We start from the raw sequence: 15,809 nt of genomic DNA, 5'->3' as shown, positions 1-15,809 counted from the left end.
GGCTGAACCAATAATGACCGGAATATCGTCTCCCGGGAAATCATACTTGGACAGCAGTTCGCGGACTTCCATTTCGACGAGTTCAAGCAGTTCGGCGTCATCTACCATGTCGGCCTTGTTCAGGAACACGACAATGTAAGGTACGCCTACCTGACGGGCCAGCAGAATGTGTTCACGCGTCTGCGGCATGGGGCCGTCTGCTGCTGAACAGACCAGAATGGCGCCATCCATCTGCGCCGCTCCGGTGATCATGTTCTTGACGTAGTCGGCGTGTCCGGGGCAGTCCACGTGGGCGTAGTGACGGGCTTCCGTCTCATACTCTACGTGTGAGGTTGCGATCGTGATGCCACGTGCCCGTTCTTCCGGCGCGTTGTCAATCTGATCATAGGCTCGTACTTCTCCACCAAACTTCGTCGACAGCACCTTCGTCAGCGCCGCCGTTAATGTGGTCTTCCCATGGTCCACGTGACCAATCGTTCCCACGTTTACATGCGGCTTCGTCCGCTCAAATTTCCCTTTGGACATCTTGAACTCTCCCGTTACGACTAGCGCTGACTTTTCTTGACAATGGCCTCGGCCACATGGCCGGGGACTTCCATATACTTCTCAAACTGCATGGTGTAGGTGGCACGTCCTTGTGACAATGAACGAACCGTCGTTGCATAACCAAACATTTCCGACAGCGGCACTTCACAACGAATGACCTTGGCTCCGGCTTCGTCTTCCATACCCTGCATCATGCCGCGACGACTATTGATGTCACCGATGATATCACCCATGTATTCTTCCGGGGTCACCACTTCCACTGCAAAAATAGGCTCCAACAGCACTGGATTGGCTTTTGCTGCTCCGGCTTTGAAACCCATGGACCCTGCTATTTTAAATGCAGCTTCCGATGAGTCGACGTCATGATAAGAACCGTCAAAAATAGTCACCTTGACGTCCACTACCGGGAAGCCGGCGATAATACCATTTTCGAGGGCTTCTTCAACACCTTTTTGCGTAGGTCCTATAAATTCTTTGGGGACCGTACCGCCAACCACACCATTTTCAAAACTGAATCCGGTTCCTGGTTCCAAAGGTTCCAGACGCAACCAGACATGACCGTACTGACCGCGACCACCCGACTGGCGCACAAACTTACCTTCAGCTTCTACGGTCTTGCGGATTGTTTCACGATAAGCCACCTGAGGCGCACCCACAGTGGCTTCGACGTTAAACTCGCGCTTCATACGATCTACAATAATTTCAAGATGAAGCTCGCCCATACCGGAAATAATCGTCTGTCCAGATTCCTGATCAGTGCGTACCCGGAATGAGGGATCTTCCTGAGCCAATTTACCCAGAGCAATGCCCATTTTTTCCTGATCAGCCTTAGTTTTGGGCTCGACTGCAACATGAATGACCGGCTCTGGAAATTCCATCTGCTCAAGCGAAATGGATTTATTGAGATCACAGAGGGTGTCACCGGTATAGGCAGTTTTCAAACCTACCGCAGCAGCTATATCCCCAGCTAAAACTTCCTTGATTTCATGGCGCTCATTGGCATGCATCTGGAGTACACGACCAATACGTTCTTTTTGATTGCGGCCCGGATTCAACACCGTGGAACCAGCGGTCAAAACACCTGAGTACACCCGGAAGAAGGTCAATTGCCCAACAAATGGATCAGTAGCAATTTTGAATGCCAATGCAGAAAATGGTTCTTCATCATCCGCAGAACGCACAATTTGCGCGCCTGAATCGGGATCCGTGCCAACTACTGCCTCAATATCTACCGGTGAAGGCAAATAATCTAAAACCGCATCTAATGCAGCCTGAACCCCTTTGTTTTTGAAAGCACTGCCGCAAAGAACTGGAACCGTTACGCCAGCAATGGTCGCCTTGCGCAAAGCTGCCTGAAGCTCGGGGATGGAGATTTCTTCTCCTTCCAGATATTTCATCATGACTTCTTCATCCGCGTCAGCAATGGCTTCTACCATGAAGTGACGGGCGGCTTCGGCTTCTTCACGCAGATCTGCAGGAATTTCTTCTTCAGTAAAGCGCGTCCCTTGAAGGGCATCGTCCCAATTGATGGACTTCATTTTCATCAGGTCGATAACACCACTGAAACGGTCTTCTTCACCAATGGGCAATTGGATCGGAACGGGGTTCCCTTTCAACTTGGTCGCAATCTGCTCGACAACTCGCTTGAAGTTCGCACCCTGACGATCCATTTTGTTCACAAAAGCAATGCGCGGGACCTTATATTTGTTAGCCTGACGCCACACTGTTTCGGACTGGGGCTGGACACCGCCCACTGCACAAAAAACTGCCATAGCACCATCCAGGACGCGCAACGAACGCTCCACTTCAATGGTGAAGTCTACGTGTCCGGGGGTATCAATAATGTTGATGCGATGTTCCGCACGCAGTCCATCCATACCTTTCCAGAAACAGGTCGTTGCGGCAGAGGTAATAGTTATGCCGCGTTCTTGCTCCTGAGCCATCCAGTCCATGACGGCAGTACCCTCATGCACTTCACCGATCTTATGCGACACGCCTGTGTAAAATAAGATACGTTCAGTGGTAGTCGTTTTGCCGGCATCAATATGCGCCATAATGCCGATATTGCGATAACGTTCAATGGGGGTCGTGCGAGCCACAGTTTAGTCCTTTTGGGTGAGAGGCCGGTCAATTACCAACGGAAATGCGCAAAGGCCTTGTTGGCTTCTGCCATACGATGGGTTTCTTCACGCTTGCGAACTGCGTTTCCACGATTTTCTGCTGCCTCAAGAATCTCGGCGGCGAGACGGTTGCCCATGGATTTTTCATTGCGCTTGCGCGCTGAATCACGCAGCCAGCGCATGGCTAACGCCATTCTCCGGTCGGAACGAATTTCTACCGGCACCTGATAAGTGGCACCGCCGACGCGACGACTTTTGACTTCGACGACCGGACGGACATTGTCAATAGCCTTGCGAAATACTTCCAGAGCATCACTTTTACTGCGCTCCGCAACCATTTCAAGGGCACCGTAGACAATTTTTTCCGCCGTGCTTTTTTTGCCGTCACGCATCATGACATTCGCAAATTTGGCGATGACTTCTTCTTTGTACTTGGGATCCGGGAGAACAATCCGCTTGGGGACTTCACGACGTCTGGGCATGGCGCAACAACTCCTTCAATCTTTGCTTATTTGGGACGCTTGGCGCCGTACTTGGAGCGGGACTGCTTGCGGTTTTTCACGCCAGCGGTATCCAGGGTACCACGCACAATATGATAACGAACGCCGGGCAAATCCTTGACACGACCACCCCGGATGAGTACGACCGAGTGCTCCTGCAGGTTATGGCCTTCACCAGGAATATAGCTACTTACCTCAAAACCATTCGTGAGACGCACACGGGCGACCTTACGCAATGCCGAGTTCGGCTTTTTAGGCGTCGTGGTGTAAACACGGGTACAAACTCCACGTTTTTGTGGATTTGCGTCCAGGGCTGGCACCTTACTTTTGGCGACAGGCCGCTTACGTGGCTTGCGCACGAGTTGATTTAATGTGGGCATTTACAATCTCCAGAGTACGATGATGGCACCCAGCCTCACCGATGAGAGGGCGCATTCTAGTGAGGCTTGCCCTGACTGTCAAGGCAAACCTCGGACATAGCTTACAAAATTACGGATTTTCGCTGTTCAGCAAAGCTTCTGCAGCAACAGATGATGATTCCCCACCAGTTGCCAACACTTCACCTCGATTCAGACGACGGCGATGCTCATGGTAGGCAAGACCGGTTCCAGCGGGAACCAGACGACCGACGATGACATTTTCCTTGAGGCCACGCAGGTCATCCAGCTTTCCTGACACCGCTGCTTCGGTCAGAACACGTGTGGTTTCCTGGAAACTCGCCGCTGAAATAAAGGACTCGGTGGACAAGCTGGCCTTGGTAATACCGAGCAGCATTAGCGTAAAGCGCGCCGGTTCCTTACCATCCCGCTCCAACTGAATATTTTCATCTTCAACCCGGGCCCGATCCACCTGGTCACCAGTAATAAAGGTTCCATCCCCACTGGAAGTCACCTCTACCCGCCGCAACATCTGGCGCAGAATGACTTCAATGTGTTTGTCGTTAATGCGCACGCCCTGTAAGCGATAGACGTCCTGCACCTCGTCGACAATGTAATTGGCGAGCGCCTGGACACCCAACACCCGCAAGATGTCATGGGGTACTGGTTGCCCTTCTACTAATTGTTCACCAGGAACAACGCGCTCCCCTTCGTACACCGTAACGTGACGGCCCTTGGGAATGAGATACTCATGCTGTTCAGCATTTTCGTCGGTAATGATGAGACGCTGCTTACCCTTGGTATCCTTGCCAAAGCCGACAATACCTTCGTGCTCGGCAATAATCGCAAAATCCTTGGGGCGACGGGCTTCAAACAATTCGGCCACACGCGGCAAACCACCGGTAATATCGCGGGTTTTCGTGGTACCGGCGGGCAGACGAGCCAAAATGTCGCCCGGGAATATCTCCATCCCTTCCTGTACCGCAATAATCGCCCTGGCTGGCAGGAAATAACGTGCTGGCAAGTCGGTCCCCGGCAACTTGAGATCCTGACCCTTTTCATCAAGGATACCAATAACCGGACGCAGATCCCGACCCTGCGGAGGACGCTGTTTCGTGTCAATGACCATCAAGGTCGACAGACCAGTTATTTCATCCGTCTGAATAGCGACACTGGCGCCTTCAACAGCATCTTTCAGCGATATTCTGCCGCCTACTTCGCTGACAATCGGGCGTGTATGCGGATCCCATTCAGCAACCCGCATACCGGCCGTCACCGCAGCATTATCATTGACGAGCAATGTTGCGCCATAAGGCATCTTGTAACGTTCTTTTTCACGACCCTGTTCGTCCGTCACGGTGACTTCACCATTACGACCGACAACGACGTGACGACCACTGGAGTGCGTCACAATGCGCAAATTCGACTGGTAATGGAATACGCCACCCTGCTTCACATCCAGACTGCTTTGCGCAGCAGAACGACTGGCGGCACCACCAATATGGAAAGTCCGCATGGTCAACTGGGTACCCGGTTCGCCGATGGATTGCGCAGCGATGACACCAACTGCTTCACCGGCGTTTACCAGATGGCCTCGGGCCAGATCACGTCCATAACACAGGGCACAAACCCCGTGCCGTGAATGACAGGTGAGTGGTGAACGTACTTTCAATGCATCCACACCGAGTTCGTCGAGCTGGCCCAAATGCTGCTCCGCCAACATGGTATTGCGTGCAATAACAATATCCCCGGTATTAGGATGCAGTAGATCTTCGGAAAGCACCCGACCGAGCACCCGATCGCGCAAGGGCTCGATGACTTCGCCTCCTTCTACCAGCGAGGTCATGGGCAGGCCTTCTTCCGATCCACAATCGTGCTCAACCACCACCAGATCCTGGGTCACGTCCACCAGTCTGCGGGTTAAATAACCGGAGTTTGCGGTTTTCAGTGCCGTATCTGCCAATCCCTTACGTGCGCCGTGGGTCGAGATGAAGTACTGGAGAACGTTGAGTCCTTCACGGAAGTTGGCGGTAATGGGCGTTTCGATGATGGAGCCATCCGGTTTGGCCATCAGACCGCGCATACCGGCCAACTGACGAATTTGCGCAGCAGAACCACGCGCTCCGGAATCTGCCATCATGAAGATGGAATTGAACGAATCCTGTTGCACACTGGTGCCATCGGGAAGTTCAACGGTCTCCTTGCTGACCCGATCCATCATGGCTTTCGCCACTTCGTCAGTGGCTCTTGACCAGATATCGACGACTTTATTGTAGCGTTCACCCTCAGTGACCAGACCCGAAGTATATTGGGCCTGAATGGCTTTCACCTCGTCCTCGGAACGGCTGAGAATGCCTTCTTTCTCCTGCGGGGTTACCATATCGCCAGCACCGAAAGAAATGCCCGCGCGGGTCGCCATACGGAAGCCGGTATACATCAGCTGATCCGCAAAAATGACCGTATCCTTGATTCCCAGGGTGCGGTAACACGTGTTGATCAGTTCGCCGATGACCTTTTTCTTGAGCACCCGGTTGATGACACTAAAGGGCAGGCCTTCGGGCAAAATATCACCGAGCAGGGCGCGTCCGGCGGTAGTTTCAAGACGCTCGCCACGGAAACGGACCGTGATACGGGCATGGAGTCCCACCTGACCGGTTTCATAAGCCCGACGTACTTCGCGAATATCAGAATACATGCCGCCAGTACCCTTGGCATCAGCACGCTCCTGACTGACATAATATAGTCCCAGTACAATATCCTGTGACGGCACGATGACCGGATCACCATTGGCAGGACTGAGAATGTTATTGGTAGACATCATTAATGTCCGGGCTTCGAGCTGGGCTTCCAACGACAGCGGTACGTGGACCGCCATCTGGTCCCCGTCAAAGTCGGCGTTGTAGGCCGCACAAACCAGCGGATGCAGCTGAATGGCTTTGCCCTCGATCAATACCGGCTCAAACGCCTGGATGCCCAGACGGTGCAGGGTCGGGGCGCGGTTCAGCATGACCGGATGTTCGCGAATAACTTCTTCGAGAATATCCCAAACCTCAGGTTTTTCCTGCTCTACCAGGCGTTTGGCCGCCTTGATGGTCGTCGCCAAACCACGCTCTTCCAACTTGTTAAAAATAAAGGGTTTGAACAACTCCAGCGCCATTTTCTTGGGAAGACCGCACTGATGCAGACGTAACTCTGGACCGACCACAATAACCGAACGGCCAGAGTAATCGACCCGCTTACCCAGCAGATTTTGACGGAAACGCCCCTGTTTACCCTTGATCATATCCGCCAAAGATTTGAGCGGACGCTTGTTGGGACCAGAAATAGCGCGACCACGACGACCATTATCCAGAAGGGCATCAACCGCTTCCTGCAACATGCGTTTTTCGTTGCGCACGATAATATCCGGCGCTTTCAGTTCCAACAGGCGCTTCAGACGGTTGTTGCGGTTAATAACGCGACGATACAAATCGTTGAGATCCGAAGTCGCAAAACGACCGCCATCCAATGGCACCAGAGGACGCAGATCGGGGGGCAGCACCGGCAAAACTTCCATGATCATCCATTCCGGACGATTCCCCGAAGATTCGAAACCTTCGAGAATTTTCAGACGCTTGCTCAGTTTTTTGGTTTTGGTGTCTGAGTTACTTTCACGCAGTTCGTTACGGATGCGTTCAATTTCCTGAACCAGCGGAATGCCGCGCAGCAGATCGCGAATACCCTCTGCACCCATCTTGGCGACAAATTCGTCACCATGTTCTTCGAGGGCATCCAGGTATTGGTCTTCACTCATGATCAGACCCCGTTCCAGCGCGGTCACACCGGGATCCACGACTACATAGGCCTCAAAATACAGAACCCGCTCAATATCCCGTAATGGCATATCAAGAATCATGCCCATACGACTGGGCAAGGACTTAAGGAACCAGATATGCGCTACCGGACTGGCAAGTTCAATGTGACCCATGCGCTCACGACGCACGCGCGCCTGGGTGACTTCCACACCACATTTTTCGCAGACCACGCCGCGATGTTTGAGACGTTTGTACTTACCACAAAGACATTCATAGTCCTTGATGGGACCGAAAATCTTGGCACAGAACAAACCTTCGCGCTCGGGCTTGAAAGTACGATAGTTAATGGTCTCAGGCTTTTTTACTTCACCAAATGACCAGGAACGCACCTTGTCCGGAGAGGCAATGCCTATCCGTATGGCATCAAATTCTTCTTGCTGATCGTTTTGTTTAAAGAGCTTCAGTAAGTCTTTCAACGCATCCATCCTTGCCCGCCCGGGGCGGAAATATTACTTGGACTGTTCCAATTCAATGTCGATACCCAGCGAACGCAGTTCTTTCAACAGCACGTTGAAAGATTCCGGCATTCCGGCATCCATACGGAAATCACCTTTGACAATGGACTCATACATTTTACTGCGGCCACTGACGTCATCAGACTTAACAGTCAGCATTTCCTGCAATGTATAAGCAGCTCCATACGCCTCCAAGGCCCAGACTTCCATTTCACCGAAGCGCTGGCCACCAAACTGGGCCTTACCCCCCAGCGGTTGCTGGGTGACCAGACTGTACGGTCCGGTGGATCGGGCATGCATTTTGTCATCGACCAGATGGTGCAGCTTGAGCATATAGAGGTAACCCACCGTCACAGGACGATCAAAGGCTTCGCCACTACGACCATCGTACAGGGTGACCTGACCACTGCGCGGCAACCCTGCCAGCTCCAGCATATCGCGGATTTCTTCTTCAGCAGCACCGTCAAATACGGGCGTCGCCATCGGTACGCCACCGCGCAGGTTCCGCGCCAGCTCGCGGATTTCCTCATCCGTCAGGCTATCGAGGTCTTCTTTCTTGCCAGCCCGATTATAGATTTGCGCCAGGAAGGCACGCATTTCCTTCATCGCCAGATCACTTTCGAGCATCCCGGCAATTTTTTTACCTAACCCTTTGGCCGCCCATCCCAGATGGGTTTCCAGAATCTGACCCACGTTCATACGCGACGGCACACCCAAAGGATTGAGGACAATATCCACCGAGGTCCCATCAGCCAGATGCGGCATATCTTCTACGGGAACAATTTTGGATACCACACCCTTGTTACCGTGACGGCCAGCCATTTTGTCGCCCGGTTGCAGATGACGCTTGATGGCCACATGCACCTTGACCATTTTCAGGACACCGGGGCTCAGATCATCGCCCTGGGTGAGCTTGCGCCGTTTTTCTTCAAGCACCGCATCCAGACGTTGGCGCTGTTCTTCCAACTGGGCACGGATTTGTTCCAAGGCGTCATTCCCTTCATCCGAACGCAACCGAATTTCAAACCATTGCGCGCGGGGCAGATCTTTCAGATACGCCTTGGTCACCTTATTACCGGCAGCAAGTCCGTTAGGTCCGCCTTCAGCCACCTTACCCGTCAACTGGCGTTCAATACGCTGATAACTGTCTTCTTCAACAATACGGTACTGATCATTCAGATCCTTACGAATCCGGGTCAGCTCGTGTTCTTCGATAGACTTGGCGCGCGCGTCCTTGTCAATACCATCGCGGGTAAACACCTGGACGTCGATAACCGTTCCATACATCCCTGCGGGCATGCGCATGGAATTATCTTTCACGTCCGAAGCCTTCTCTCCGAAAATGGCACGTAACAGTTTTTCTTCGGGGGTCAGCTGGGTCTCACCCTTGGGGGTCACTTTACCTACCAAAATGTCCCCGGGGGCCAGTTCTGCACCGATGACGACAATACCGGATTCATCCAGATGACGCAGAGCGCCTTCAGCCACATTGGGAATATCTCGCGTGATTTCTTCCGGCCCGAGTTTGGTATCACGGGCGAATACCGAGAACTCTTCGATGTGGATGGTAGTATAACGATCTTCTGCCACCACGCGTTCAGAAATCAGAATGGAGTCTTCAAAGTTGTAACCATTCCAGGGCATGAAAGCCACCAGCATGTTCTGACCCAAAGCCAGCTCACCCATTTCTGTGCTGGGCCCGTCCGCTAAAACATCTCCACGGCTGACCACATCACCGACTTTGACTACTGGACGCTGATTCAAGGTCGTATTCTGGTTGGAACGGGCATACTTGACCAAATTGTAAATATCTACACCGGGTTCTTCGGCTAATGTCTCTTCATCATTCACCCGAATAACAATACGAGCACCATCGACAATATCAACCACACCACCGCGCCGCGCTACAACTGCCGCACCGGAATCAATTGCTACTACCCTTTCCATGCCTGTGCCGACCATGGGTGCATCTGAACGAATGGTCGGAACCGCCTGGCGTTGCATGTTGGAACCCATCAATGCGCGGTTGGCGTCATCGTGCTCCAGGAACGGAATCATGCTCGCCGCCACCGAAACAATCTGGCGGGGAGAAATATCCATAAACTGCACCTGATCCCGATTAGCCAGAGTCGTCTCGTTTTTATGACGGCAGGAGATGAGTTCTTCTACCAGCAGGCCATCATCATCCAGGACCGAGTTCGCCTGGGCGATCACATAATTACCTTCTTCAATGGCCGAGAGGTATTCGATTTCATCCGTTGCACGGCGATCTACCACACGCCGATAGGGTGTTTCGAGAAAGCCGTAGTCGTTGGTCCGGGCATAGCAGGCCAAGCTGTTGATCAAACCGATATTAGGGCCTTCCGGCGTTTCAATCGGGCAGATCCGGCCATAGTGGGTCGGATGCACGTCACGCACTTCAAAACCAGCTCGTTCACGGGTCAAGCCCCCCGGTCCCAGAGCGGAAACACGACGCTTGTGGGTGACCTCGGAAAGCGGATTGGTCTGATCCATAAACTGGGAAAGCTGACTGGAGCCAAAGAACTCATTAACCACCGCCGCAATCGGCTTGGCATTAATCAGATCCTGAGGCGTCAACCCTTCGCTTTCGGCAAGGGCCAGACGATCTTTGACCGCCCGTTCAACACGCACCAGTCCCAAGCGGAACTGATTCTCCATCAGCTCACCTACAGAACGCACGCGACGGTTACCGAGATGATCAATATCGTCAATTTCACCGATACCGTTGCGCAGGGATACCAGCACCTTGAGCACGGCCAGAATATCCTCGCTGCTCAACACCCCTGGGCCCGTTATTTCTTCACGCCCAACGCGACGATTGAACTTCATCCGCCCCACACCCGACAGGTCATACCGATCCGGGCTGAAAAACAGGCCTTGGAAAAGATTCTGGGCAGCATCCTTGGTCGGCGGCTCGCCCGGACGCATTAAACGATAAATTTCCATCTGCGCTTCATGGGCATCACGGGAAGTATCAATGCGCAGCGTCTCGGAAATATAAGGACCCCGATCTATTTCATTGATGTACAGGGTGTGCAGGGACAAAGAAGGTCCCTTGCGCATCACATCGAGCACTTCCCCGGTAATGGGTTCATTGACTGCCAGCAGTACTTCACCAGTTTCCGGATTGACGACGTCCTTGGCCACCACTTTCCCCAGGACGAACACATCCGGTACGGGCAGCTGCTGGAGTCCCGGAATTTCGGCCAGAACTTTGATGTGACGCGCAGTAATGCGTTTGCCAGTCGCAACAATGACTTCACCCGTTGCCGGATTAACAATGTCAAAACTGGCAATTTCCCCCTGCAGACGCTGGGGAATCAAGTCATAATGCAGTTCACCATCCAGAATATGGAAGGTATCGGTTTCAAAAAACATTTCAAGAATGTCTTCCGTACCATAACCCAGCGCTCGCAGCAAAGTAGTTGCCGGCAATTTACGACGCCGATCTATACGTGCGTAAACATGGTCCTTTGGATCAAATTCAAAATCCAGCCATGAACCACGATAAGGAATAATGCGGGCATTAAATAACAGTTTGCCCGAAGAATGGGTTTTACCCCGATCATGGTCAAAAAATACGCCCGGTGAACGGTGCAGCTGTGAAACAATAATGCGCTCGGTTCCGTTGATGACAAAAGAACCGTGTTCAGTCATGAGCGGTATTTCCCCCATGTAAACGTCCTGTTCTTTCACATCCTTGACCCGCTTGGCGCCGGTACTGTCATCCTTTTCCATGACCGCCAGGCGCAACCGTACGCGTAGGCCGGCATTAAAGGTCAGACCGCGCTGACGACATTCCACTACATCAAAAGCCGGTTTTTCCAGACGATAGGAAACATAATCCAGCATGGCATTGCCGGAGTAGCTTTCCATTGGAAAAATCGAGCGGAAAACCGCCTCTAGCCCTGTTTCCTTGCGCGCCGCCGGAGCCGCTGACTCCTGGAGGAACTCTCGATAAGAATCCATCTGCGTAGCCAGCAGATATGGCACTGCGAGAATGCTCTGGCTTTTGCCAAAGTCTTTACGAATCCGTTTCTTTTCAGTAAAAGAGTAGGCCATGGATGCTCCGCGCGACGACCGCAAGGTTAGGGAAAAGATTCAAAGCTGCTTTCCACAAACGATGAAGGGGCTGGCAACCGTATTTGTTGCCAGCCAGATAAACTGCTTAATACGTGTACAACAGATTACTTGATCTCCGCCTCGGCACCAGCCTCGACGAGTTGGGCCTTGACGCTTTCGGCCTCAGCCTTAGCGACACCTTCTTTCACAGCCTTGGGCGCGCCGTCGACCAGATCCTTGGCTTCTTTCAGGCCAAGACCGGTAATGGCACGCACCACCTTGATGGTGTTCACCTTGTTGGCACCAGCACTGGTCAGAATGACATCAAATTCAGTTTGTTCTTCTGCTGCAGCGGCTCCATCACCACCAGCAGCACCACCGGCAGGGGCGGCAACTGCCACTGCGGCTGCAGATACACCAAATTTTTCTTCCATTTCCTTGATCAGTTCGGAAAGTTCAAGAACCGTCATACCTGCAATAGCGTCTAAAATTTCAGCTTTGGACAATGCCATTTTTACAACTCCTTCATCATTAATTTTGAGTTAGGCAGCGCGTTGATCGCGAACTGCTGCAAGGACCCGAACAAAACGACTCGGAACCTCGTTGAGGGTGCGTACGAAACCGGATACGGGTGCCTGCATGGTACCGAGCAACTTTGACAGCAACTCTTCACGTGACGGCATTTTGCTCAATTGGGCAATAGCCGCAGCATCAATCTGCTTGCCACTCAATACACCACCGGTAATCACCAGCTTGTCAAAACGCTTGGCGAAATCCGTAAAAATTTTGGCTAATGCCACCGGATCTTCTGCTACCGCAAATACCAGGGGTCCCTTCAACAAAGAGTCCATGACTGCGAATGGCGTGCCCGCCAGGGCTCGCTTCAACAGCGTGTTTTTTACCACCTGAACATGTACGGACTGTTTCAGAGCTTCTGCCCGAAACGCCGTCATTTGTGCCACAGTCAAACCACGATACTCTGCTACCACAGTGGCTTGCGCCTCTGCGATTTTGGCTTGAAGGGCGATGACGACCTGTTCCTTTTCTGCGAGTTTGAGACTCACGTGAATGTCACCTCCTATCTAACCGAGGCGGCCAAAAGGCTGGCGCGCCGTCGCCTACGCAGGGAAAAACATTAAGGCTTGCGCCCCCTGCGGTCTTTGTACGCCGGCTTACGCCGACCTTTCCGCCCGAAGACAGAAACTGTTACGCCAAGCCAGAAAGATCTACGCCGACCCCAGGACCCATGGTCGGAGATAAACTGACTTTACGAATATAAATGCCCTTGCTGGTGGCTGGCTTGGCTTTACGCAAGCTGTCAATCAGCGCCATCAGGTTTTCCTGCAGGGCTTTAGCTTCAAAGGAAGACTTGCCAATACTGCTATGCACAATACCGCCCTTGTCGGCACGGTAACGCACCTGACCACCCTTGGCATTAACTACCGCTGTACGCACATCTGCCGTGACGGTACCCACTTTGGGGTTTGGCATCAAACCACGCGGTCCCAGAACTGGGCCCAAAGTACCGACAATACGCATCGCATCTGGAGTAGCAATGACCACGTCAAAATCCATCTGACCGGCCTTGACCTGTTCGGCTAGATCTTCCATGCCAACAATGTCAGCTCCCGCTTCACGGGCTTCATTAGCCTTGTCAGCTGTTGCAAACACAGCGACCCGCATTTGTTTACCGGTACCATTGGGCAATACTACGGCGCCGCGAACCACCTGATCAGACTTGCGGGGATCAATTCCCAAGCCTACAGCCACATCTACGGATTCATCAAACTTGGCCGTGGCCATTTTTTTGACCAGTTCCAATGCTTCTTCAATGGCATAGCGTTGGTTGCGATTGACCAAGTCACGAGCAGCGGTACTCCGTTTGGATTTATTAGCCATGTTTTAGCCCTCCACCGTCAAGCCCATACTCCGGGCAGTACCACGCACACTTCGTTTGGCCGATTCCAGATTTTCGGTATTCAGATCGGGCATTTTGGTCTTGGCGATTTCCTCGACCTGCGCCTCCGTCACCTTACCAACCTTTACAGTATTCGGACGACCGCTACCTTTCGGCAAACCTGCAGCTTTCATCAACAACACGGCAGCCGGTGGGGTTTTAACTTCAAAGGTAAAACTTTTGTCTGCAAATACCGTAATCACCACGGGCAAAGGCAAACCGGGTTCTACACCCTGAGTCTGGGCATTAAAAGCCTTGCAAAATTCCATGATGTTGAGGCCGCGCTGACCCAAGGCCGGGCCAATAGGCGGACTCGGATTGGCTTGGGTAGCCTTAACCTGTAATTTAATATAACCAGTTATTTTCTTTGCCATTACTCAGCTCCTGTGAGGTGCTAACGCCGTCAGGCTCCCTCGTCATGTAACCGTCAGACTTTTTCTACCTGACCGAAATCCAGTTCTACGGGGGTGGAGCGACCAAATATGGTGACCGATACCCGCAGTTTACTTTTCTCAAAATTAACTTCTTCAACCACCCCATTGAAGTCCTTGAAAGGACCGTCGATGACCCGTACCTGCTCGCCCGCATCGAAACTGAATTTGGGACGCGGTTTTTCAACGCCTTCCTTGATGCGATCCATGATGGCATCGGTTTCCGCGTCGCTGAGCGGATGCGGACGTCCGACTGAACCACCCACAAAACCGGTGACCCTGGGTGTACTTTTCACCAGATGCCAGGTGGTATCATCCATTTCCATTTGCACGAGAACGTAGCCCGGATAAAACATGCGCTGCGAATTGGTTTTTTGACCATTGCGCATTTCCACGACTTCTTCCACAGGCACCAGTATCTCGCCAAAATAATCGCCAAGACCCTCGCGTTGCGCGCGCTCGCGAATTTCTGCCTGAACTTTTTTCTCAAAACCCGAGAATGCATGCACTACATACCAACGCATAGCCATTTAGCCAACTCCTCCGAGTAGTAGCCGTACCACACCAAGGAGTGCCAGATCGACCAACCACAGAAAGGCCGCAATGACGGCAATCAACCCTATGATAATGGCAGTGCTCCGCAATACTTCAGGGCGGGTTGGCCAGACGACTTTCAGCAATTCAAGATACGCTTCCCGAAAAAATACCAAAAGCTTCTTTCCGCTTTCACTATAGGCAAACAAGCCTGCGGCAATCAGCAGACCGACGGCCAACCCGACACTCGGGTAATACGTCCCGATACGCGTGGGTATCAGAAAATACGCGAACACCCCGAGGGCAGCGAAACCTGCCGCAAAATAGAGCTTCACTTTTTCCGACATGACCACCGCACCTTTAATAATGGCAGGGCAGGAGGGGATCGAACCCCCAACCTGCGGTTTTGGAGACCGCTGCTCTACCAATTGAGCTACTGCCCTGCAGACGGCAAACGGCGGACAGGCCGCCGTTCAACTTTACAACTAAACTAACTTACTCGACTACCTTGGAAACGACGCCGGCACCCACCGTACGGCCGCCTTCACGTACTGCAAAGCGCAGGCCTTCTTCCATCGCGATCGGGGCAATCAGGGCTACCTTAAATAACACGTTGTCGCCAGGCATCACCATCTCTACGCCTTCCGGTAATTCCACAGCACCCGTTACGTCCGTGGTCCGGAAGTAAAACTGCGGACGATAACCATTGAAAAACGGGGTGTGACGTCCGCCTTCTTCTTTTGACAGGACGTACACTTCTGCTTCAAAACGGGTGTGCGGCTTGATGCTGCCGGGCTTAGCCAATACCTGGCCACGCTCTACGTCATCTTTCTTGGTGCCACGCAGCAGTACACCGACGTTGTCGCCAGCCTGACCCTGATCCAGAATCTTCCGGAACATTTCCACACCGGTCACAATGCTCTTGGCGGTGTCGCGGATGCCGATGATTTCA

The 15,809-nt window shown here is 52.6% G+C and carries 13 protein-coding genes and 1 tRNA gene; all 14 read right to left on the bottom strand.

The window, feature by feature from the left end; genetic code table 11:
• On the bottom strand, positions 1-525 hold a 525-nt coding region (locus HJG40_RS06215; protein WP_215863382.1), incomplete at its 3' end, for a GTP-binding protein.
• Positions 526-545: 20 nt separating this feature from the next.
• The gene (fusA, locus tag HJG40_RS06210) at positions 546-2,645 is read right to left on the bottom strand and encodes an elongation factor G (protein ID WP_215863381.1); all 2,100 of its coding nucleotides are present in this window, start codon (positions 2,643-2,645) and stop codon (positions 546-548) included.
• A gap of 32 nt (positions 2,646-2,677) precedes the next feature.
• On the bottom strand, positions 2,678-3,148 hold the full coding sequence (gene rpsG, locus HJG40_RS06205) for a 30S ribosomal protein S7 (RefSeq protein WP_010641428.1): 471 nt from the start codon (positions 3,146-3,148) through the stop codon (positions 2,678-2,680).
• Between the two features lie 26 nt (positions 3,149-3,174).
• Positions 3,175-3,546 (bottom strand): 30S ribosomal protein S12, encoded by a 372-nt coding sequence (gene rpsL, locus HJG40_RS06200; RefSeq protein ID WP_010641426.1) that lies wholly within the window; start codon positions 3,544-3,546, stop codon positions 3,175-3,177.
• 109 nt (positions 3,547-3,655) lie between these two features.
• The gene (rpoC, locus tag HJG40_RS06195) at positions 3,656-7,822 is read right to left on the bottom strand and encodes a DNA-directed RNA polymerase subunit beta' (RefSeq protein ID WP_226857247.1); all 4,167 of its coding nucleotides are present in this window, start codon (positions 7,820-7,822) and stop codon (positions 3,656-3,658) included.
• A gap of 24 nt (positions 7,823-7,846) precedes the next feature.
• Complete coding sequence (rpoB, locus tag HJG40_RS06190; protein WP_215863379.1) at positions 7,847-11,935, bottom strand: DNA-directed RNA polymerase subunit beta; 4,089 nt, start codon at positions 11,933-11,935, stop codon at positions 7,847-7,849.
• 125 nt (positions 11,936-12,060) lie between these two features.
• Entirely contained in the window at positions 12,061-12,447 is a 387-nt protein-coding gene (gene rplL / locus HJG40_RS06185) for a 50S ribosomal protein L7/L12 (RefSeq protein WP_024895005.1), read from the bottom strand.
• 30 nt (positions 12,448-12,477) lie between these two features.
• Positions 12,478-12,999 carry a 50S ribosomal protein L10 gene (gene rplJ, locus HJG40_RS06180; protein WP_215863378.1) on the bottom strand — a complete coding sequence of 174 codons (522 nt, stop codon included), beginning with the start codon at positions 12,997-12,999 and terminating at the stop codon, positions 12,478-12,480.
• A 142-nt stretch (positions 13,000-13,141) separates the two neighbouring features.
• Positions 13,142-13,834, bottom strand: coding sequence for a 50S ribosomal protein L1 (gene rplA / locus HJG40_RS06175; protein ID WP_024895004.1), 693 nt, complete (start codon positions 13,832-13,834; stop codon positions 13,142-13,144).
• Between the two features lie 3 nt (positions 13,835-13,837).
• Entirely contained in the window at positions 13,838-14,266 is a 429-nt protein-coding gene (rplK, locus tag HJG40_RS06170) for a 50S ribosomal protein L11 (RefSeq protein WP_215863377.1), read from the bottom strand.
• A 53-nt stretch (positions 14,267-14,319) separates the two neighbouring features.
• Positions 14,320-14,853, bottom strand: a complete 534-nt coding sequence (nusG, locus tag HJG40_RS06165; protein ID WP_215863376.1) for a transcription termination/antitermination protein NusG — start codon at positions 14,851-14,853, stop codon at positions 14,320-14,322.
• The gene (gene secE, locus HJG40_RS06160) at positions 14,854-15,204 is read right to left on the bottom strand and encodes a preprotein translocase subunit SecE (protein ID WP_010641408.1); all 351 of its coding nucleotides are present in this window, start codon (positions 15,202-15,204) and stop codon (positions 14,854-14,856) included. It lies immediately after the preceding gene.
• 20 nt (positions 15,205-15,224) lie between these two features.
• A tRNA-Trp gene (locus HJG40_RS06155) sits at positions 15,225-15,300 on the bottom strand.
• 52 nt (positions 15,301-15,352) lie between these two features.
• Positions 15,353-15,809: EF-Tu C-terminal domain-related protein (locus HJG40_RS06150; protein ID WP_264317513.1), on the bottom strand; the 457-nt coding region annotated here is incomplete at its 5' end.

This window comes from Acidithiobacillus concretivorus, assembly GCF_018853445.1.
GTDB classification, from domain to species: domain Bacteria; phylum Pseudomonadota; class Gammaproteobacteria; order Acidithiobacillales; family Acidithiobacillaceae; genus Acidithiobacillus; species Acidithiobacillus concretivorus.
The sequence above is the reverse complement of the archived record's forward strand: the minus strand, read 5'-3'. Positions and strand labels throughout refer to the sequence as shown.

What these genes read in the sequence shown, in the direction of transcription:
- rpsG (WP_010641428.1), bottom strand. Translation starts at nt 3,148, where the DNA reads ATGCCCAGACGTCGTGAAGTCCCCAAGCGGATTGTTCTCCCGGATCCC.
- secE (WP_010641408.1), bottom strand. Translation starts at nt 15,204, where the DNA reads ATGTCGGAAAAAGTGAAGCTCTATTTTGCGGCAGGTTTCGCTGCCCTC.
- rpoC (WP_226857247.1), bottom strand. Translation starts at nt 7,822, where the DNA reads ATGGATGCGTTGAAAGACTTACTGAAGCTCTTTAAACAAAACGATCAG.
- rpsL (WP_010641426.1), bottom strand. Translation starts at nt 3,546, where the DNA reads ATGCCCACATTAAATCAACTCGTGCGCAAGCCACGTAAGCGGCCTGTC.
- rplL (WP_024895005.1), bottom strand. Translation starts at nt 12,447, where the DNA reads ATGGCATTGTCCAAAGCTGAAATTTTAGACGCTATTGCAGGTATGACG.
- rplK (WP_215863377.1), bottom strand. Translation starts at nt 14,266, where the DNA reads ATGGCAAAGAAAATAACTGGTTATATTAAATTACAGGTTAAGGCTACC.
- nusG (WP_215863376.1), bottom strand. Translation starts at nt 14,853, where the DNA reads ATGGCTATGCGTTGGTATGTAGTGCATGCATTCTCGGGTTTTGAGAAA.
- rpoB (WP_215863379.1), bottom strand. Translation starts at nt 11,935, where the DNA reads ATGGCCTACTCTTTTACTGAAAAGAAACGGATTCGTAAAGACTTTGGC.
- rplA (WP_024895004.1), bottom strand. Translation starts at nt 13,834, where the DNA reads ATGGCTAATAAATCCAAACGGAGTACCGCTGCTCGTGACTTGGTCAAT.